The organism is Kocuria sp. ChxB (assembly GCF_044359605.1).
Lineage (GTDB): Bacteria > Actinomycetota > Actinomycetes > Actinomycetales > Micrococcaceae > Kocuria > Kocuria rhizophila.
Genome location: NZ_CP121123.1, coordinates 2,603,658 through 2,622,105 on the forward strand (window position 1 = coordinate 2,603,658; position 18,448 = coordinate 2,622,105).

Here is an 18,448-nt window from a genome sequence, read left to right on the forward strand (position 1 = left end):
GCTGTGACGTTCGTCGAGCGCCTGGAAGACCGGTTGCTGTCCAACCCCCGTGCTGATCGGGTGAGGGACGTGGCCGCGTTGACCAGGCGCTCGATGCGTTCCAAGCGCGGCCTGTTCCGCGCAGAGGGCCCCCAGAACGTGCGGGAGGCGGTGCGTCTGGCGCTCGACGCCGCCCGCCCACCCCACCGGGGCCCGTCGCTTCCCGCCCTGGACGCCGTGTACGTCACGCGACAGGAGCTCGAACGCCATCCGGGGATCGCCGCGGACCTCGAAGCGCTCGGGTCCCGGCGGGACGTGTTCCTCCGCATGGTCACCCCCGAGGTGCTCGGGGCCATGACCGACGCCGTGACCCCCCAGGGGATGCTCGCGGTGTGCCGCCTTCCCGAGGTCTCGGTGCTGGACGCGCTCGCGGACGCCCGGCTGGTGTGCGCGCTGGCCCGGGTGCAGGATCCCGGCAACGCCGGAACCGTGGTGCGCGCCGCCGATGCGGCCGGTGCCGGTGCCGTGGTGTTCTCCGAGGGCAGCGTGGACCCGTTCAACCCCAAGGCCGTGCGCTCCACGGCGGGTTCCCTCTTCCACCTCCCCGTGCTCACGGGGGTGGAGCTCTCATCCTTCGTGGCCTCGGCCCGGGGCCGTTCCCTGCGAGTCCTTGCGGCGGACGGCTACGCGCAGGCCACCGTGGACGAGCTCGCCGACGCCGCCCTGCTGCGTTCTGCGGGCGTCGCACCGGTGGTGGAGCACGACGTGCGGCTGGAGGATCCCACGGTCTGGCTGTTCGGCAACGAGGCGCAGGGGCTCTCGGATGACGAACGGGACCTCGCGGACCTGGCGGTGGCCGTGCCCCTGTACGGGCGGGCGGAGTCCCTCAACGTGGGCACCGCCGCGACCGTGTGCCTCTACGCCTCGGCGAGGGCGCAGCGACGGGCGGACAGCGGCGTCGTCACCGTGCGGCGCGGAACCCCGTGACCGGCGGGACCCCCCGGACGCGCGTGGTCGGGGCCGCGATCCTTGACGACGCGGCGTCGCCCACCCGCGTGCTCGCGGCCCAGCGAGCGTACCCCGAGTCCCTGCGCGGGCTGTGGGAGTTCCCCGGCGGCAAGCAGGAACCGGGGGAGGGCGCTCGCGCCGCCCTGCTGCGGGAGTGCCGCGAGGAGCTCGGGGTGCACCTGGACCTGCTGTCCGAGGTGGGACCACCGGAACCCCACGGCTGGCCGCTCACCGGCTCCGCCGTGATGCGGGTGTTCACCGCCGTGCTGCGCGGTCCGAGGGACCTGCGGTCCGCGGATGCCCCTGAACCTCGGCACCCCGTGTCGCCCGAACGGGTGCTCGAGGAGCGGGTCCGCACCGGTGAGGACCACCTGGACGTCCGGTGGCTGCCACTGGACGATCCCGCCACCGTTCTGGCGCTGCCGTGGATCCCAGCGGACCTGCCGATCGTGGCCGCACTGCTGGAAACACTGCGAACGGAGCACGCGTGAACCACACGACCGCCGAGAGCCGGGACGGCACCGATCCGCGGGCGTGGCACGCGCTGTGGGCCATGGTGCTCGGCTTCTTCATGATCCTGGTGGACGCCACGATCGTGTCCACCGCGATCCCCGCCATCACCGCGGGACTGCACACCGACATCTCCGGGGTGCTGTGGGTCACGAGCGGCTACCTGCTGGCCTACGCCGTGCCGCTGCTGGTCACGGGGCGGCTCGGGGACCGGCTGGGGCCGCGGACGGTGTACCTGTGGGGGCTCGCGATCTTCACGGGGGCGTCCCTGTGGTGCGGCTTCGCGCAGGACGTCACCGCGCTGGTGGTCGCACGCGTGGTCCAGGGTCTCGGGGCGGCCCTGATGTCCCCGCAGACCATGACCGTGATCACCCGGATGTTCCCGGTGGCCACCCGCGGCACGGCCCTGGGCATCTGGGGTGCCACCGCGGGGATCGCGACCCTCGTGGGGCCGCTGCTCGGCGGGATCCTCGTGGACCTCGCGGGGTGGCGATGGATCTTCTGGGTCAACGTGCCCGTGGGGATCTTCGCCCTGTGGCGCGCCGCGGTGCACCTGCCCCGGCTGCCGGTGCGCAGCCACTCCCTGGACCTCGTGGGCGTGGTGCTCTCCGGGCTCGGGCTGTTCCTCGTGGTGTTCGGCATCCAGGAGGGGCAGAGCCACGACTGGTCCACCGTGGTGGGTCCCGTCACGATTCCCATGGTCATCGGGGCCGGAGTGCTGATCCTCGTGGCGTTCCTCGCGTGGCAGGCCGTCACCCCCGCCGAACCGCTCGTGCCCCTGCCCCTGCTCCGGCAGCGCAACTTCACCCTGGCCAACGCCGCGATGGCCGCCGTGAGCCTCACCGTGAACTCCATGATCATCCCCGCGATGCTCTACCTGCAGGTCGTGCGCGGACTGGACCCCACAGTGGCCGCACTGAGCTACGCGCCCATGTCCCTGCTCTCCGCGGTCCTCGCCCCTTTCGTGGGCCGGGCGCTGGGCCGGGTGGCACCGCGGAGCATCGCGCTGCCCGGGATGCTCATCATGGCCGCCGGGCTCGCCGCGTACGCCCTGAGCCTGCGCCCCGGGACCTCCGTGTGGCTGCTGGCCGCGCTGACGCTCGTGATCGGGCTGGGCAGCGCCATGATCTGGTCCCCGGTCTCGCTCACCGCCACCTCGGACCTCGCCCCGGACGTCGTGGGCGCGGGCTCGGGGGTGTTCAACGCCACCCGGCAGGTCTCGGCCGCCGTGGGCAGCGCCATGATGGCCGTGCTCATGCAGGCCCAGCTGGCCGCGAACCTGCCGGCCGGGGCGGCAAGCGGCGACCTCGCCACGGGAGGGTCGGGGCAGGCCCTGCCGGAGCAGCTGCAGCCGGGATTCGCCCTCGCGATGTCCCACTCGCTGCTGCTGCCGGTGGCGGTGCTCGTCCTCGGTGCCGTGGCCACCGCGTTCTTCCGCGCTCCCGGTCGCACGCACCCTGACCGAAGTGCTGACTGAACCACTGGCCCAAGCACTGCCCGAACCACTCCCGACCGGACCGGGCCTGGCCGCACGTGCTCAGACCGGCCCCGCCCGCACCCGCGGCGGTGCGCGTGGCCCCGGCGGGTCCGCGAGCGGCGTCGCCGGCTCCTGACGGGCGGACGGCGCGGGCGCATCCACTAGACTGACCGTGCCCGTTCGCCCCGGCGGCGGGCACCGCCGTGTCCCGCGGCGAGCGCGCCCCAGGGACACGGAGCACCCCGTCCGCGAGCGCAGGAACGCGAGAAACCATGTCCGAGACCACACCGTCCGCCGCGGTGGACCCCACCGACGAGGCGGCCGTCACCGCCGCCGTCGAGGACGCGCTGAGCGCGATCCGGGCCGCCGCGGATCTGCCCGAACTCAAGACCGTCCGGCTCGCCCACGCGGGCGAGAAGTCCCCCCTGGCGCTCGCCAACCGGGCCATCGGCGGACTGGACAAGGCCGCGAAGGCCACCGCCGGCAAGCTCGTGGGGCAGGCGCGCGGACGCGTGAACAAGGCGATCGCCACGCGCACCGCCGAGCTCGAGGAGGAGCGGGACGCCCGGATCCTGGTGGAGGAGGCCGTGGACGTCACAGCGGCCACGCGGCGTCGTCGGATGGGCGGGCGCCACCCGCTGAACACCCTGATGGAGCAGATCGGGGACATCTTCGTGGGCATGGGCTGGGAGGTCGCGGAGGGCCCCGAGCTCGAGCACGAGTGGTTCAACTTCGACTCCCTCAACTTCCAGCCGGACCACCCGGCACGTCAGCTGCAGGACACGTTCTTCGTGGACCCGCCGTCCTCGCACCTGGTGCTGCGCACCCACACCTCGCCCGTGCAGATGCGCTCGCTGCTGGAGCGCGAGCTGCCCGTGTACGTGGTGTGCCCCGGCAAGACGTACCGCACGGACGAGCTGGACGCCACGCACACCCCCGTGTTCCACCAGGTGGAGGGCATTGCGGTGGACGAGGGGCTGTCCATGGCGGACCTCAAGGGCACGCTCACGCACTTCGCGCGCACCATGTTCGGGCCGGAGGCCGCCATCCGGCTGCGCCCCAACTACTTCCCGTTCACCGAACCCTCTGCCGAACTGGACGTGTGGCATCCCACGGCCAAGGGCGGGCCGCGGTGGATCGAGTGGGGCGGCTGCGGCATGATGCACCCCAACGTCCTGCGGGCCGCGGGCATCGACCCCGAGCGCTACTCAGGCTTCGCGTTCGGCATGGGCATCGAGCGGACCCTGATGTTCCGCAACAACGTCCCGGACATGCACGACATGGTCGAGGGCGACGTCCGTTTCAGCGAGCACTTCGGGATGGAGATCTAGAGCATGCGTATTCCCCTGTCATGGCTGCGCGAGTACGCGCCCGTCCCCGAGGACGCCACCGCCGAGGACGTCCTGGCCACCCTGGTGAAGGTCGGCCTGGAGGAGGAGGACGTCCACCGCCCCACGGACTCGCTGTCCGGGCCGATCGTGGTGGGCCAGGTGCTCACCATGGAGCCGGAGACCCACTCCAACGGCAAGACCGTGAACTGGTGCACCGTGCGCGTGGTCCCCGAGGGCCAGGAGCAGACGCTCACCGGAAAGGGCATCGAGGCCTCCGGGGTGCAGGGCATCATCTGCGGGGCCCACAACTTCTCGGTCGGGGACAAGGTGGTCGTCACCCTGCCCGGTGCCGTGCTGCCCGGTGACTTCCGGATCTCCGCGCGCAAGACCTACGGCCACACCTCCGCGGGCATGATCGCCTCCGTGCGCGAGCTCGGCATCGGGGAGGACCACGACGGCATCCTGGTGCTGTCCCGGCTCGGGCTGGACCCCGAGATCGGCTCCGACGCCATGGAGCTGCTGGGCCTCTACGACTCCGCCGCCGAGGTCAACGTGACCCCGGACCGGGGCTATGCCTTCTCCCTGCGCGGTATCGCCCGCGAGTACTGCAACGCCGTGCGCGCACCGTTCACGGATCCCGTGGCCCAGCTGGCACCGTCCGTGCCCGCCCCCACGCAGGACGGCTTCCCGGTCACGATCGACGACGCCGCCCCCATCCACGGCCGCGCCGGTTCCAACCGCTTCGCGGTGCGCGTGGTGGAGGACGTGGACGCCTCCCGGCCCACCCCGCCGTGGCTGGCATCCCGGCTGCGCCTGGCGGGCATCCGCTCGGTGAGCCTGCCCGTGGACATCTCCAACTACGTGATGCTCGAGTACGGCCAGCCCATCCACACCTACGATGCGGACACCCTGCAGGGCGGAATCACCGTGCGACGGGCCGCCGCGGGGGAGACGCTGACCACGCTGGACGGCAAGGACCGCACGCTGGACACCGAGGACCTCGTGATCGCGGACGAGTCCGGTGCCATCGGCCTCGCGGGCGTGATGGGCGGAGCCGCCACGGAGGTGAGCGGGTCCACCACCCGGATCCTCGTGGAGGCCGCCCGCTTCGACGAGGCCTCGATCGCCCGCACCGCTCGCCGGCACAAGCTGCCCTCGGAGGCGTCCAAGCGCTACGAGCGCGGCGTGGACCCCGAGCTCGCACCGGTCGCCGCGCAGCGCGTGGTGGACCTGCTGGTCGAGCTGGCCGGCGGGGCGGACACCGGTCGCGTCACGGACGTGGACCACACGCAGGCACCCACCCCGATCGACCTGGCGGCCGGCTACCCCACGGCGCGCGTGGGTGTGGACTACTCCCCGGAGGTCGTGGAGCGCACGCTTACGGCGATCGGCGCGGACGTCACCGAGACGGGCGACGGCTGGATCGTGACCCCGCCGTCCTGGCGCCCCGACCTCACGGGCGAGGACGACCTCGTCGAGGAGATCGCCCGACTGGACGGCTACGACAAGATCCCGAACCGGCTCCCCGTGGCCCCTCCCGGCCGCGGATTCACGCGCTCGCAGGCCGCACGACGCCGCGTGGCCACCACCCTTGCGGCAGCGGGCCTCACCGAGGTGCTCAGCTACCCGTTCGTGGCGCAGGCGGACAACGACCGCTGGGGCAGCCCCGAGGGCGCGCGTGTGCCCTCGATCAGGTTGGCGAACCCCATCAGCGAGGCGCAGCCCCTGCTGCGGGTCAGCATCCTGCCCGGTCTGCTGGAGGTGCTCAAGCGCAACCACTCCCGCGGGTTCCGTGACCTCGCGCTGTACGAGATCGGCCACGTCTTTCTCGCCGAGGGGTACACCCCGGACACGCAGCCGGTGCCGCCCCTGGGCGTGCGCCCCATGGACCCGGATCTGGACCGCCTCCACGCCGCCGTGCCGGACCAGCCGCGCAAGCTCGCCGCGGTGCTGGCGGGTCACGACGCCGCCGCGGGCCCGTGGGTCACGCCGCGCGCCTACGACTGGCAGGACGCACTCGACGTCGCCGAGCTCGCCGCGCGCAGCGCCGGTGTCGAGCTGGAGGTGGCCCAGGGCCGTCACGCCGCGTTCCACCCCGGCCGCACGGCCGAGCTGCGCACACCGGACGGCGCCGTGATCGGCGTGGCCGGCGAGCTGCACCCCAAGCTCGTGGCGGCCGAGGGCCTGCCGGAGCGCACGTGCGCCATGGAGCTGGACCTCTCCGCCCTGCTCGAGCGGGAAGCACCCGCCGTGGTGGCGCAGCCGATCTCGGGCTACCCCGCCGCCACGCAGGACGTCGCCCTCGTGGTGGACGGCTCCGTGACGGCCGCGCAGTTGCTGGAGACGGTGCGCCGTGGTGCCGGTGAGCTGCTGGAGTCCGCGGACGTCTTCGACGTGTACGCGGGCACGGGCATTCCGGAGGGGAAGAAGTCCGTGGCCATCGCGCTGAGGTTCCGGGCCCCGGACCGGACCCTCACCGCGGACGAGGCCTCGCAGGCTCGCGAGGCCGCCGTCACGGCCGCCCGTGACGCCCACGGCGCCGAGATCCGCAGCTAGCACACCCACCCCCAGCACAAGGAGCGTCGTGTCCCCCGATTCACGCGAACTCATCGACTTCCACGAGCAGCAGGATGACCACGCCCCGAGGTCCCGGGGCTGGCTCGTCGTGAGCATGGCGCTCGTGGGTGCGGTGCTCACGGTGGTGCTGGGGGTGCTGTGCGCACTGTCCTTCGAGAAGGCCTCGCGCCTGGAGGACGTGGCGGGGGAGACCATGGTGGTGTCCGGGACGTACCAGACCCTCACCAAGGACCTGGACACGCAGGACTACAACGGGATCTACTCGGGCACCATGCCCGCGAACGACCTCGTGGTGCAGCACCCGTTCGACAACCGGCTCAACGATCCGCAGCAGAAGGCGGAGGGGGACCAGATCACATTCCGGGGCACCCAGACCGGGGTTCAGGACGCGGACTTCCCCCGGGACGTCGACGCCCTGCTCGCCGTGCGCGACGGCAACCTTACTGTCGTGGAGACGGACGTCCCCGGAACCTACGGCACGGAGGGGGTGACCGAGTCCACTGTCACCACTCAGCGGGTCAAGGCCACCGCGTGGGGTGCGAGCGCTCTGCTGTGCGCCCTGCTGACCGTGTGGGGCGTGCGTCGCACCCACCGCGGGGTGCGTGTGGGCGTGTGAGTCGCGGTTCTGCGGACCGCGCTCAGGGCACGAGCAGCAGCTTGCCCTGCGTGGTACGGGACTCGAGATCCCGGTGCGCCGCGGCGGCGTCGGCCAACGGGTGGGTCCCGCCCACCCGCACGGTGAGGTCGCCGCTGCCCACCGCGTCGGTGAGCTCGGACCACCGCCAGGCGCGCTCCTGCGCGTCCCGAAGGTAGTGGGCAAGCGACGGCCTCGTCACGTAGAGACCTCCCGCGCCGTTGAGCCGCTGCAGGTCGAACGGGGGCACCTGGCCCGAGGCTCCGCCGAAGAGCACCACGGTGCCGCGCACGCGGGTGGCGCGCAGGGACTCGTCAAAGGTGCTGCGCCCCACGGAGTCGTAGACCACGTCCGCGCCTGCTCCGTCGGTGAGCTCCCGGACCCGCTCCGCGAATCCCTCGTAGCCGAGCACGTGATCCGCGCCCAGCCCACGCGCCGTCTCCTCCTTCTCCGGCGTGGAGGTCAGGGCGATCACGGTGGCCCCCACGCGCTTCATGAGCTGGATCGCCAGCCCGCCCACGCCGCCGGAGGCCGCCGTGAGCACGGCGGTGTCCCCGCGGCCCAGCCGGACCGTGGAACGCACCAGGTAGTGGGCGGTGAGGCCCTGCAGGGGGAGGGCCGCGGCGGTCTCTGAACCCATGTCCTCGGGGACGGGGAGGACCGTGTCCGCGGAGACCACGAAGTGCTCTGCGTACGTGGCGCGGGCCTCGGCGGTGGCGATCCGCTGCCCCACGGAGACCTCCGACACCTCCGTTCCCACGGCCGTGACCACACCGCACCCCTCGGCCCCGGGCGTGAACGGAAAGGACACGGGGTAGACCCCGCAGCGCTGGTAGGTCTCGATGAAGTTCACCCCTGCGGCCTCGGTGCGCACGAGCACCTCGCGTGGGCCCGGAGTGGGCACGGGCAGCTCGTCGAGCCGGAGGACCTCGGGGTCCCCGGCCTGTCGGGCAACGATGGCCTGCATGGTGGTGGTCATGGTGCGGTCTCCTTCGTGGGGCACGTCAGACGGTGCACGGCAGCTCGCTGCTGGGCGACGGCGTGCGGGCGGGGCGGGGGCGGCCCCGACCGGGCGGTGTCTCTCCGGCCAGTCTCACCCGCCCCCGTGCACGGGGCAACCCCGGCGGAGCGGCGGGTGGTCGGACAGGCCCTGGTGAATAAGTATTGAATAGAGTGCATAGAAATACGCTATGCTGACTGCATGACCTACACCGCAGCAGTTTCGGGCGCCACCGGCTACGCGGGCGGAGAGGTGCTCCGTCTGCTGTGCGGGCACCCGGAGATCGAGATCACCACCGTCACCGCCCACTCCTCGGCCGGACGCCGCCTGGGGGAGCTGCAGCCGCACCTGCACGAGCTCGCGGACCGGGAGGTCCTGGAGACCACCGCGGAGAACCTCGCGGGGCACGACGTCGTGTTCCTGGCCCTGCCGCACGGCCAGTCCGCCGCGTTGGCCGCGCAGCTGCCCCCGGAGACCGTGGTGGTGGACGCCGGCGCGGACCACCGGCTCGCGTCCGCCGAGGCGTGGCAGCAGTTCTACGGCACGGAGCACGCGGGCACGTGGCCGTACGGTCTGCCCGAGCTGATCGTGGATCCGAGCGGACGCACGCAGCGGGACCGTCTGCACGGGGCGGCACGCATCGCCGTGCCGGGGTGCTACCCCACAGGTTCGCTGCTCGCGCTGGCACCGGCGCTCGCGGTCGGCGTCGTGGAACCCGCGGACCTCGTGGTCGTCGCCGCGTCGGGCACCTCGGGGGCGGGCAAGTCCGTGAAGCCTCACCTGCTGGGCGCGGAGACCATGGGGTCCATGTCCCCCTACGGTGTGGGCGGAGGGCACCGGCACACGCCCGAGATCGAGCAGGGCCTGGGGTGGGCCGGGGGCACGGAGGTCTCCCTGTCCTTCACCCCCACCCTGGCTCCCATGCCCCGGGGAATCCTCACCACGGCCACCGCCGTGCTGCGTCCCGGCGTGGACGAGGCCCGGGTGCGGGAGGTCTACCGGGCGGCCTACGCGCACGAGCCGTTCGTCCACCTGCTGCCGGAGGGCCAGTGGCCGACCACCCAGTCCGTGCTGGGGTCCAACCACGCGGCCCTGCAGCTCGCGGTGGATCCGCACGCGGGGCGCCTCGTGGTGACCTCCGTGATCGACAACCTCACCAAGGGCACCGCCGGGGGAGCGGTTCAGTCCGTGAACCTGGCCCTCGGCCTGTCCGAGACCACGGGCCTCACCGCTCAGGGGATGGCCCCGTGACCGGTTCCGCCGCAGCCCATCCCTCCGACCGCACAGGAGCAGAGACACCCATGACGTCCCACGACCCCGTTCCCGAGATCCCCGTGACCACGGAGTCCGGCGTGTGCACCGCCGCGGGCTTCACCGCCTCCGGCGTCGAGGCCGGCTTCAAGGCCTCCGGCGGTCCCGACCTGGCGCTCGTGGTCAACACCGGGCCCGAGTTCGCCGCCGCCGCCCAGTTCACCTCCAACCGCGTGGCCGCGGCCCCCGTGCACTGGTCCCGCGAGGTGGTGCGCGCAGGATCGGTGCGTGCCGTGGTCCTGAACTCCGGCGGCGCGAACGCGTGCACGGGCCCCGAGGGCTTCCAGAACACGCACACTACGGCGGAGCTCGTGGCCGGGGAGCTGGGCATCGGCGCGGGGGACGTGGTGGTGTGCTCCACCGGGCTGATCGGGGAGCAGCTGCCCATGGACGTGGTGCGCCGCGGGGTCCCCGAGGTGGTGCGCGCGCTCGCGGCCGGGCAGGACGCCGGGCGGCGGGCCGCGGAGGCCATCATGACCACGGACTCCGTCCCCAAGCAGGCCAGCGTCTCCGGCCCCGGGTGGACCGTGGGCGGCATGGCCAAGGGCGCGGGAATGCTCGCCCCGGGACTTGCCACCATGCTCGTGGTGCTCACCACGGACGCCGTCATGGCCGCGGACGCGCTGGACGCCGCCCTGCGGGAGGCCTGCCGCGTGACGTTCAACCGCACGGACTCGGACGGCTGCATGTCCACCAACGACACCGTGGTGCTGATGTCCTCCGGGGCGTCGGGCACGGCCGCGGAGCAGGGGGAGTTCACCCGGGCCCTGACCGCGGTGTGCCACAGCCTCGCGCAGCAGCTCATCACGGACGCGGAGGGCGCGTCCCACGACATCGCGATCACCACGGTGGGCGCGGCCACCGAGACGGAGGCCGAGGACGTCTCCCGCACGGTGGCGCGCTCCAACCTGCTCAAGACCGCGGTGTTCGGCAACGACCCCAACTGGGGTCGGGTGCTCTCCGCGGTGGGCACCACGCAGGCACAGTTCGACCCCGACCGGATCGACGTCACCATCAACGGTGTCACCGTCTGCCGCAACGGCGGCATCGGCGATCCCCGCGAGGGTGTGGACCTCGCGGCGTCGCGCGCGGTGGACATCGAGATCGACCTGAAGACCGGGGACGCCCGAGCCACCGTGTGGACCAACGACCTCACCCACGACTACGTCGAGGAGAACAGCGCCTACTCCAGCTAGGCCGACCACCATGTCACGACTCAGCGACAGCACCCGGTACGACACCGCCCGCTCCAAGGCGGAGACCCTCATGGAGGCCCTGCCCTGGATCCAGCGCTACGCGGGATCCACCATGGTCTTCAAGTACGGCGGCAACGCCATGGTCGACGACCAGCTGCGCCGCGCGTTCGCGGAGGACATCGTCTTCCTGCGCCACGTGGGCATCCGCCCCGTGGTGGTCCACGGCGGCGGCCCGCAGATCAGCACCATGCTGGAGTCCCTGAACATCCACTCGGAGTTCAAGGACGGGCTGCGGGTCACCACGGAGGAGGCCGTCAACGTGATCCGCATGGTCCTCACGGGCCAGGTGGGCCGCGAGCTCGTGGGCCTGATCAACGCCCACGGCCCGTACGCGGTGGGCATGTCCGGGGAGGACGCCGGGCTGCTGCAGGCCCGCCGCGTCCGCACCGGTTCCGACGGCGCCCCGGTGGACCTCGGTCTCGTGGGCACCGTCACGCGGGTCAACACCGTGGCGGTCGAGCAGCTGCTGGACATCGGCAAGATCCCGGTGATCGCCTCGATCGCCCCCGAGCTCGCGGAGCCGGAGGATGACGCCGCCGGGCTCGGTGCGCTCACCGGCCAGGTTCTCAACGTCAACGCCGACACCGCCGCGGCGGAGGTTGCCGTGGCCCTGGGTGCGGAGAAGTTCGTGGCGCTCACGGACGTCGAGGGGCTCTACGCGGACTGGCCGGACCGCTCGTCGCTGATCTCCTCGCTCACGGCCCCCGAGCTGCGGGAGATGCTGCCCTCCCTGGAGTCCGGGATGATCCCCAAGATGCGTGCGGCCCTGCGCGCGGTGGACGGCGGGGTACCACGGGCGAGCATCGTGGACGGGCGCTCCGAGCACTCCTCGCTGCTGGAGATCTTCACGGACACGGGCATCGGCACCGAGGTCACACCGGACGAGGAGGGCATCGCATGAGTCGGACCACGGAACTGCTGGACGGGTACCGGGACAACCTGCTGGGGGTGTTCGGGGATCCAGCGCTCGTGCTCGTGGAGGGGCAGGGGTGCCGCGTCACGGACGCCGACGGCCGCCGCTACCTGGACCTGCTCGCGGGCATCGCCGTCAACTCCCTGGGCCACGCGCATCCGGCGTGGGTGCGGGCCGTCGCGGAGCAGGCGGGTCGGCTGGCGCATGTGTCCAACCTGTTCACGACCCCGGAGGTCGTCGAGCTGGCCCGGGAGCTCCTGGAGGTCACCGACGCCCCGTCGGGATCCCACGTGTTCTTCGCGAACTCCGGCTCCGAGGCGAACGAGGCCGCGTTCAAGCTCGCGCGCCGGCACGGCCGGGAGCACCCGGATGCCCAGGGGCGCCCGCGGACGCGCGTGCTCGCGCTTGAGCACGCGTTCCACGGGCGGACCATGGGATCGCTCGCGCTCACGGCCAAGGAGGCCTACCGCGCACCCTTCGAGCCGCTGCCCGGCGGGGTGAGCCATGTCCCGGCCACGGTCGAGGCACTCGCGGCCGAGCTGGACGACACGGTGGCCGCGCTGATCGTGGAGCCGGTGCAGGGCGAGGCCGGCGTCCGGGGTCTCCCGGAGGGCTACCTGGCGCGGGCGCGGGAACTCACCCGGGAGCACGGCGCACTGCTGATCGTGGACGAGGTGCAGTCCGGGATCGGACGCACCGGCGACTGGCTCGCGAGCACGGCCCAGCTGCCCGGGGGCGAGTTCCCGGACGCCGTGACGCTCGCCAAGGGACTGGGTGGAGGCTTCCCCATCGGGGCCCTGCTCACGGCGGGCCCCGAGGTGTCCGGGCTGCTCGGTGCCGGCCAGCACGGGACCACGTTCGGCGGCAACCCGTTGGCGGCTGCGGCCGCACTCGCCACTGTCAGGACCATCCGTGACGAGGGCCTGCTCGAGAACGCCCGCGCGGTGGGGGAGCACCTCGCCGCCCGGCTGCGGGACGTCCCCGGCGTGACGGTCGTGCGCGGACACGGGCTGCTCGTGGGATTGGACCTCGTCCAGGGAGCTCCCGACGACGCCGTGGCCCCGCGTCTCGTGGCCGCGGCGCGGGACGCGGGGTTCCTCGTCAACGCGACCGGACCGGCCACGGTGCGCCTGGCGCCGCCGCTGATCGTGACCCGGCAGGAGGTGGACACGTTCGTGTCCGCGCTGCCCGATCTGCTGCGCACCGTCAGCTCCACCTGAGAGCCTGCCCCTGAGAGAAATCCCTGCATCCCCGCGCCCGAGACGGCGCGTCCGAGATCCCGGTCCCGCCGGGCCCCGCGAACCGAAGGAGAACCCCGCGTGCTGCGCCACTTCCTGGTCGACACCGATCTGAGCCCCGAGGAGCAGTCCGAGGTGCTGGACCTCGCCGCCGCCCTCAAGGCGGACCGCTTCTCGCGGCGTCCGCTCGCCGGCCCGCAGACGGTGGGGGTGATCTTCGACAAGACCTCCACGCGCACCCGGGTCTCGTTCGCCGCCGGGGTGAGCGACCTCGGCGGGAACCCCCTCGTCATCAACCCGGGGGAGTCCCAGCTGGGGCACAAGGAGAGCGTGGCGGACAGCGCCCGCGTGCTCTCCCGCATGCTCTCGGCGATCGTGTGGCGCACGTACGCGCAGTCCGGGCTGGAGGAGATGGCCGAGCACAGCAGCGTGCCCGTGGTCAACGCCCTCACGGACGACTACCACCCGTGCCAGATCCTCGCGGACCTGCTCACCCTCCGGGAGCACTTCGGGGACGTGGCCGGGCGCACCCTGGTGTACCTGGGTGACGCCTCGAACAACATGGCCAACTCCTACCTGCTGGGCTGCGCCACCGCCGGAATGCACGTGCGGATCGCGGGCCCGGAGGGGTTCCTGCCGCGGGAGGACGTGGTGGACGCGGCGCGCGAGCGGGCCGCGCAGACGGGCGGATCGGTGCTCGTCACCACCGACGCGGGCGAGGCGCTCGCGGGCGCGGACGCCGTCGTGACCGACACGTGGGTGTCCATGGGGCAGGAGAGCGAGAAGGCCGAGCGCTGCGAGATCTTCCGGCCGTACTCCGTGACCACCGAGGCCATGGCGCTCGCCGCGGAGCACGCGGTGTTCCTGCACTGCCTGCCCGCCTACCGCGGGCTGGAGGTCGCCGCCGAGGTCATCGACGGGTCGGCGTCCCTCGTGTGGGAGGAGGCCGAAAACCGGCTGCACGTCCAGAAAGCGCTGCTGACGTTCCTGCTGGACTCCTCGGGACTGTCCGCGGACCTGCCGGCGGCCCTGCGACGGGAGGAGACGCGATGAGCATCCCCACCACCAAGACCGCCCGGCAGGCCCGGATCCTGGACCTCGTGACGGGCGGGGACGTCCACTCGCAGGCGGAGCTCGCGGAGCTGCTGGCCGCGGACGGCATCCAGGTCACCCAGGCCACCCTGTCGCGGGACCTCGTGGAGCTGGAGGCCGTCCGGGTGCGCTCTCCGCGGGGCGGGATGGTCTACGCGGTGCCCATGGCGGGGGCGGACCGCTCCCCGGCGAGCGGCATCACGCGCGAGAGCACTGAGGCCAAGCTCGGGGCACTGTGCCGCGAGCTGCTGGTCACGGCGGAGGGCAGCGCCAACCTGGTGATCCTGCGCACCCCGCCCGGAGCCGCGCAGTACTTCGCGTCCGCGATCGACCACTCGGTCACCCCCGAGATCCTGGGCACGATCGCCGGGGACGACACCATCATGGTGGTCAGCCGGGACCCGCAGGGCGGCGAGCAGCTCGCGCAGCGGTTCCTGGACCTCGCCCGCTGAGCGCTCCCCCGGCAGGCGCACCGCCGCCGACGCCGCCCGCAGTGCCCACTTCTCGTCTCGCCTCCCGGCGTGGCACCCGTTGCCCCGGGCCCCGTGCCGTCGTTGCGGCGCAGGCCCCGGAGCCGTCGGAGCGGCTCAGGACTCGCGCGTCTCGTAGCTCTCGAGCAGCGGCAGCAGGTGCTCCTGGCCGAAGACCCGTGCGACGTCCTGAGCGTGCTGGTGCCCGGTGGCCTGGCCCGCCCCGGCCTCGAGCAGCGCCCGGGCGATCGGCTCGTTGCCGCGGAACACGGCGCAGACCAGGGCGGTGAAGCCCATGTCGCTCACGCGCTCGGTGTCCGCACCCTTCTCCAGCAGCATCCGCACCGTGTCCTCCCGCTCGAGGTAGGCGGCGAGGTTGAGCAGGGTGTCACCCTTGTCGTTGGTGAGGTTCACCGGAACGCCGGCCTCCACGGCGGTGCGCAGCAGCTGTGTGTCGCCGTTGCGGGCGGCGTCGAACAGGGAGGCCACGTAGGCGAGCTCCTCGTCCGTGAACTGGGGGGTCTGAGCGGCGCTCTGCTGATCGGTCACGGGGCATCCTCCGACACTGAGCGGCCCACTGGCTGGCGGGCCTGGTGCTGATGTTCACTGCTACCGCTCCGTGGCACCCCGGGGGAGGGGTCACGGTGCGGCGCGCTCCAGTCTCCCACGCCCCAGCCGGGGCGGTGACGGTGTTTGACTCAGATACCCGATACGGGCAGTATCACGTGGTAGAACTCACATTCCTACCTGGAGGATCCATGACAAATCTGGCCACCCTGCTCACCACGTCGGCCGAGAAGTACGGCTCGGATCCCGTGATCATCCTGGACGACCTCCACATGAGCTACGACCAGCTCAACGACCTCTCGGCCCGTGGCGCGGCGCTGCTGAAGGCCAACGGGATCCGTCCCGGGGACCGTGTGGCGCTCGTGCTGCCCAACGTGCCGCACATGGCCGTGCTCTACTACGCGATCCTGCGCGCGGGCGGCATCGTGGTGCCCCTCAACCCGCTGCTCACTCCCCGTGAACTGACCTACCACTTCCAGGACGCGGGGGTTTCCTTCGTGCTCGCGTGGGAGGACATGGCCGAGGCCAGCCAGAAGGCGGCCGAGGAGATCGACGGGCTCAACGTGCTGCCCATCAGCGCCCAGGGCACGGTGGGGCGGCTGCAGGCCGTGGATCCCGACCACGAGGTCGTGGAGCGCGCGGACTCGGACACTGCGGTGCTGCTGTACACCTCCGGCACCACGGGCCGGCCCAAGGGTGCGGAGCTGACCCACCACAACCTCCTGTCCAACGCGGAGGTGGCCGGTGAAGTCTTCAACCTGGCCCACGGGGACGTGATGTTCGGCGGACTCCCGTTATTCCACGTGTTCGGCCAGACCGTGGCCCTGAACGGCGTGATCTGCGCCGGTGCGACCGTCACGCTGCTGCCGCGCTTCCACCCCGCCGAGGCGCTCGAGGTGCTGCGCCGGGACCGGGTGACCATCTTCGCCGGCGTGCCCACCATGTACGTCGCGCTGCTCCACCAGTCCGGGCAGGATCCGCAGGCCGTGGAGGGGATCGACCTGCGCGCCGGGGTATCGGGCGGATCGTCCATGCCCGTGGAGGTCCTGGCCAAGTTCGAGAAGGTCTTCGGCACCACGGTGTTCGAGGGCTACGGGCTCTCGGAGACCTCTCCCGTGGTGTGCTTCAACCAGCCCGGCAACGTGCGCAAGCCGGGCTCCATCGGCTCCGAGGTGCGCGGCGCGCAGCTGCGCGTGGTGGACGGCCAGGACAACGAGGTCCCCACCGGCGAGGTCGGCGAGCTCGTGGTGGCCGGCCAGTACGTCATGAAGGGCTACTGGCACAAGCCGGAGGCCACCGAGGAGGCCATGCGCGGCGGCTGGTTCCACACGGGGGACATGGCCCGGAAGGACGAGGACGGCATGTTCTTCATCGTGGACCGCAAGAAGGACATGATCCTGCGCGGCGGCTACAACGTGTACCCGCGTGAGGTCGAGGAGGTCATCTACCAGTTCCCGGGCGTGGTGGAGGCCGCCGTGGTGGGGGTCCCGGACGAGAAGCACGGCGAGGAGGTCGGCGCCGTGGTCGTGTTCGAGTCCGGCGTGCTCGAGTCCAAGGGCAAGGAAGCGCTGACCCGGGAGCTGGACGCCTTCGTGCAGGAACGGGTGGCCAAGTACAAGTACCCCCGCATCTACCGCGTCACCGACGAGCTGCCCAAGGGCCCCACGGGCAAGATCCTGAAGCGCGAACTCACCCTCGATGCATAAATACTGACTGGCGTGTATAGTCATGCATGAAGCGCGGGAGGTCCCGTGCAGTCAGAGCCGTCGTTGAGCAGTGTGGAGGGAAGCGCCGTGAGTGATCGCGTGGTATTGGCCTACTCGGGTGGACTGGACACGTCCGTGGCCATCGGGTGGATCGGTGAGGCCACCGGTGCCGAGGTCGTGGCCGTGGCCGTGGACGTGGGACAGGGTGGCGAGGACCTGGAGACCATCCGCCAGCGCGCTCTGGACTGCGGCGCGGTCGAGGCGTACGTGGCTGATGCCCGGGACGAGTTCGCGAGCGAGTACTGCATGCCCGCGCTGCAGGCCAACGGTCTCTACATGGACTCGTACCCGCTGGTCTCCGCCGTGTCCCGCCCGGTGATCGTCAAGCACCTGGTGGCGGCCGCGAAGAAGTTCGGCGCCACCACGGTGGCCCACGGCTGCACGGGCAAGGGCAACGACCAGGTCCGCTTCGAGGTGGGCATCCAGACCCTCGGTCCGGAGCTCAAGTGCATCGCCCCGGTGCGGGACCTCGCGCTGACCCGTGAGAAGGCCATCACCTACGCGGAGCAGAACAACCTGCCGATCGAGACCACCAAGAAGAACCCGTTCTCGATCGACCAGAACGTGTGGGGTCGTGCGGTGGAGACGGGCTTCCTCGAGGACATCTGGAACGGGCCCACCAAGGACGTCTACGACTACACGGACGACCCCACCTTCCCGCCCGCCGCGGACGAGGTCGTGATCACGTTCGAGAAGGGCATCCCCGTGGCGATCGACGGCAAGCCCGTCACCCCGCTGCAGGCCATCCAGGAGATGAACCGCCGCGCCGGCGCGCAGGGCGTGGGCCGGATCGACATCGTGGAGGACCGCCTCGTGGGCATCAAGTCCCGCGAGATCTACGAGGCCCCCGGGGCCATGGCGCTGATCGCCGCGCACCAGGAGCTCGAGAACGTCACCATCGAGCGCGAGCAGGCCCGCTTCAAGAAGACCGTGGGCCAGCGCTGGACGGAGCTCGTCTACGACGGCCAGTGGTTCTCCCCGCTGAAGAAGTCCCTGGACGTGTTCATCCAGGACACCCAGACCTACGTGAACGGCGACATCCGCATGGAGCTGCACGCCGGGCGGGCCACGGTGACCGGTCGCCGTTCGAACACCGGGCTGTACGACTTCAACCTGGCCACGTACGACGAGGGCGACTCCTTCGACCAGTCCAACGCCCGCGGCTTCATCGAGCTGTTCGGCATGTCCTCCAAGGTCGCGTCCCGGCGCGAGCAGGGACTCGCCGGGAAGTGACACCCGGTGGCCGCGGCAGCGCGGCCCCACCGCCCACGGGCGGACCCGGACGGCCGGGCTCCTAGACTGGAGCCCGGCCGTTCACC

Annotated in this window: 16 protein-coding genes; 14 read left to right on the forward strand and 2 right to left on the reverse strand. The window is 71.9% G+C overall.

The annotated features are described in order from the left end of the window. Positions 1–3 precede the first annotated feature (3 nt). From P8S73_RS11515 to P8S73_RS11540, 6 genes are all read left to right on the forward strand, one after another. Positions 4–966: an RNA methyltransferase gene (locus P8S73_RS11515; protein ID WP_039101301.1), complete on the forward strand. Its 963-nt coding sequence runs from the start codon at positions 4–6 to the stop codon at positions 964–966. Continuing rightward, complete coding sequence (locus tag P8S73_RS11520; RefSeq protein WP_396350416.1) at positions 963–1,478, forward strand: (deoxy)nucleoside triphosphate pyrophosphohydrolase; 516 nt, start codon at positions 963–965, stop codon at positions 1,476–1,478. The genes P8S73_RS11515 and P8S73_RS11520 overlap by 4 nt, the downstream gene beginning before the upstream one ends. Next, the gene (locus P8S73_RS11525) at positions 1,475–2,974 is read left to right on the forward strand and encodes a DHA2 family efflux MFS transporter permease subunit (protein ID WP_059280752.1); all 1,500 of its coding nucleotides are present in this window, start codon (positions 1,475–1,477) and stop codon (positions 2,972–2,974) included. Before P8S73_RS11520 ends, P8S73_RS11525 begins: the two co-directional genes overlap by 4 nt. A gap of 272 nt (positions 2,975–3,246) precedes the next feature. Further along, positions 3,247–4,305 (forward strand): phenylalanine--tRNA ligase subunit alpha, encoded by a 1,059-nt coding sequence (pheS, locus tag P8S73_RS11530; RefSeq protein WP_019310927.1) that lies wholly within the window; start codon positions 3,247–3,249, stop codon positions 4,303–4,305. A 3-nt stretch (positions 4,306–4,308) separates the two neighbouring features. Continuing rightward, positions 4,309–6,861: a phenylalanine--tRNA ligase subunit beta gene (gene pheT, locus P8S73_RS11535; RefSeq protein WP_102613853.1), complete on the forward strand. Its 2,553-nt coding sequence runs from the start codon at positions 4,309–4,311 to the stop codon at positions 6,859–6,861. A gap of 28 nt (positions 6,862–6,889) precedes the next feature. Then, positions 6,890–7,498: a hypothetical protein gene (locus tag P8S73_RS11540; protein WP_019310929.1), complete on the forward strand. Its 609-nt coding sequence runs from the start codon at positions 6,890–6,892 to the stop codon at positions 7,496–7,498. Positions 7,499–7,520: 22 nt separating this feature from the next. Here P8S73_RS11540 and P8S73_RS11545 read toward each other — a convergent pair whose 3' ends face one another. Further along, positions 7,521–8,495, reverse strand: a complete 975-nt coding sequence (locus tag P8S73_RS11545; protein WP_019310930.1) for a quinone oxidoreductase — start codon at positions 8,493–8,495, stop codon at positions 7,521–7,523. Between the two features lie 222 nt (positions 8,496–8,717). Here P8S73_RS11545 and argC point away from each other — a divergent pair, with 222 nt between their 5' ends. The 6 genes from argC to P8S73_RS11575 all read left to right on the forward strand — a co-directional run bounded on the left by argC (position 8,718) and on the right by P8S73_RS11575 (position 14,778). Then, entirely contained in the window at positions 8,718–9,767 is a 1,050-nt protein-coding gene (gene argC, locus P8S73_RS11550) for an N-acetyl-gamma-glutamyl-phosphate reductase (protein ID WP_019310931.1), read from the forward strand. A 50-nt stretch (positions 9,768–9,817) separates the two neighbouring features. Continuing rightward, complete coding sequence (gene argJ, locus P8S73_RS11555; RefSeq protein WP_019310932.1) at positions 9,818–11,023, forward strand: bifunctional glutamate N-acetyltransferase/amino-acid acetyltransferase ArgJ; 1,206 nt, start codon at positions 9,818–9,820, stop codon at positions 11,021–11,023. A 10-nt stretch (positions 11,024–11,033) separates the two neighbouring features. After that, complete coding sequence (gene argB / locus P8S73_RS11560; RefSeq protein WP_019310933.1) at positions 11,034–11,984, forward strand: acetylglutamate kinase; 951 nt, start codon at positions 11,034–11,036, stop codon at positions 11,982–11,984. Then, positions 11,981–13,216 (forward strand): acetylornithine transaminase, encoded by a 1,236-nt coding sequence (locus P8S73_RS11565; RefSeq protein ID WP_019310934.1) that lies wholly within the window; start codon positions 11,981–11,983, stop codon positions 13,214–13,216. The genes argB and P8S73_RS11565 overlap by 4 nt, the downstream gene beginning before the upstream one ends. A gap of 99 nt (positions 13,217–13,315) precedes the next feature. Then, entirely contained in the window at positions 13,316–14,287 is a 972-nt protein-coding gene (gene argF / locus P8S73_RS11570; protein ID WP_019310935.1) for an ornithine carbamoyltransferase, read from the forward strand. After that, on the forward strand, positions 14,284–14,778 hold the full coding sequence (locus P8S73_RS11575) for an arginine repressor (protein ID WP_019310936.1): 495 nt from the start codon (positions 14,284–14,286) through the stop codon (positions 14,776–14,778). Before argF ends, P8S73_RS11575 begins: the two co-directional genes overlap by 4 nt. A 135-nt stretch (positions 14,779–14,913) precedes the next feature. Here P8S73_RS11575 and P8S73_RS11580 read toward each other — a convergent pair whose 3' ends face one another. After that, positions 14,914–15,345 (reverse strand): ankyrin repeat domain-containing protein, encoded by a 432-nt coding sequence (locus tag P8S73_RS11580; RefSeq protein WP_019310937.1) that lies wholly within the window; start codon positions 15,343–15,345, stop codon positions 14,914–14,916. A 209-nt stretch (positions 15,346–15,554) separates the two neighbouring features. Between P8S73_RS11580 and P8S73_RS11585 the strand changes: the two genes are divergently transcribed. Next, on the forward strand, positions 15,555–17,069 hold the full coding sequence (locus P8S73_RS11585; RefSeq protein ID WP_144803369.1) for a long-chain fatty acid--CoA ligase: 1,515 nt from the start codon (positions 15,555–15,557) through the stop codon (positions 17,067–17,069). A gap of 87 nt (positions 17,070–17,156) precedes the next feature. Further along, complete coding sequence (locus tag P8S73_RS11590; RefSeq protein ID WP_019310939.1) at positions 17,157–18,362, forward strand: argininosuccinate synthase; 1,206 nt, start codon at positions 17,157–17,159, stop codon at positions 18,360–18,362. Positions 18,363–18,448 lie beyond the last annotated feature (86 nt).

Coding starts and splice junctions, on each gene's coding strand:
- pheS (WP_019310927.1), top strand. CDS start 3,247: ATGTCCGAGACCACACCGTCCGCCGCGGTGGACCCCACCGACGAGGCG.
- pheT (WP_102613853.1), top strand. CDS start 4,309: ATGCGTATTCCCCTGTCATGGCTGCGCGAGTACGCGCCCGTCCCCGAG.
- P8S73_RS11545 (WP_019310930.1), bottom strand. CDS start 8,495: ATGACCACCACCATGCAGGCCATCGTTGCCCGACAGGCCGGGGACCCC.
- argC (WP_019310931.1), top strand. CDS start 8,718: ATGACCTACACCGCAGCAGTTTCGGGCGCCACCGGCTACGCGGGCGGA.
- argJ (WP_019310932.1), top strand. CDS start 9,818: ATGACGTCCCACGACCCCGTTCCCGAGATCCCCGTGACCACGGAGTCC.
- argB (WP_019310933.1), top strand. CDS start 11,034: ATGTCACGACTCAGCGACAGCACCCGGTACGACACCGCCCGCTCCAAG.
- P8S73_RS11565 (WP_019310934.1), top strand. CDS start 11,981: ATGAGTCGGACCACGGAACTGCTGGACGGGTACCGGGACAACCTGCTG.
- P8S73_RS11575 (WP_019310936.1), top strand. CDS start 14,284: ATGAGCATCCCCACCACCAAGACCGCCCGGCAGGCCCGGATCCTGGAC.
- P8S73_RS11585 (WP_144803369.1), top strand. CDS start 15,555: ATGACAAATCTGGCCACCCTGCTCACCACGTCGGCCGAGAAGTACGGC.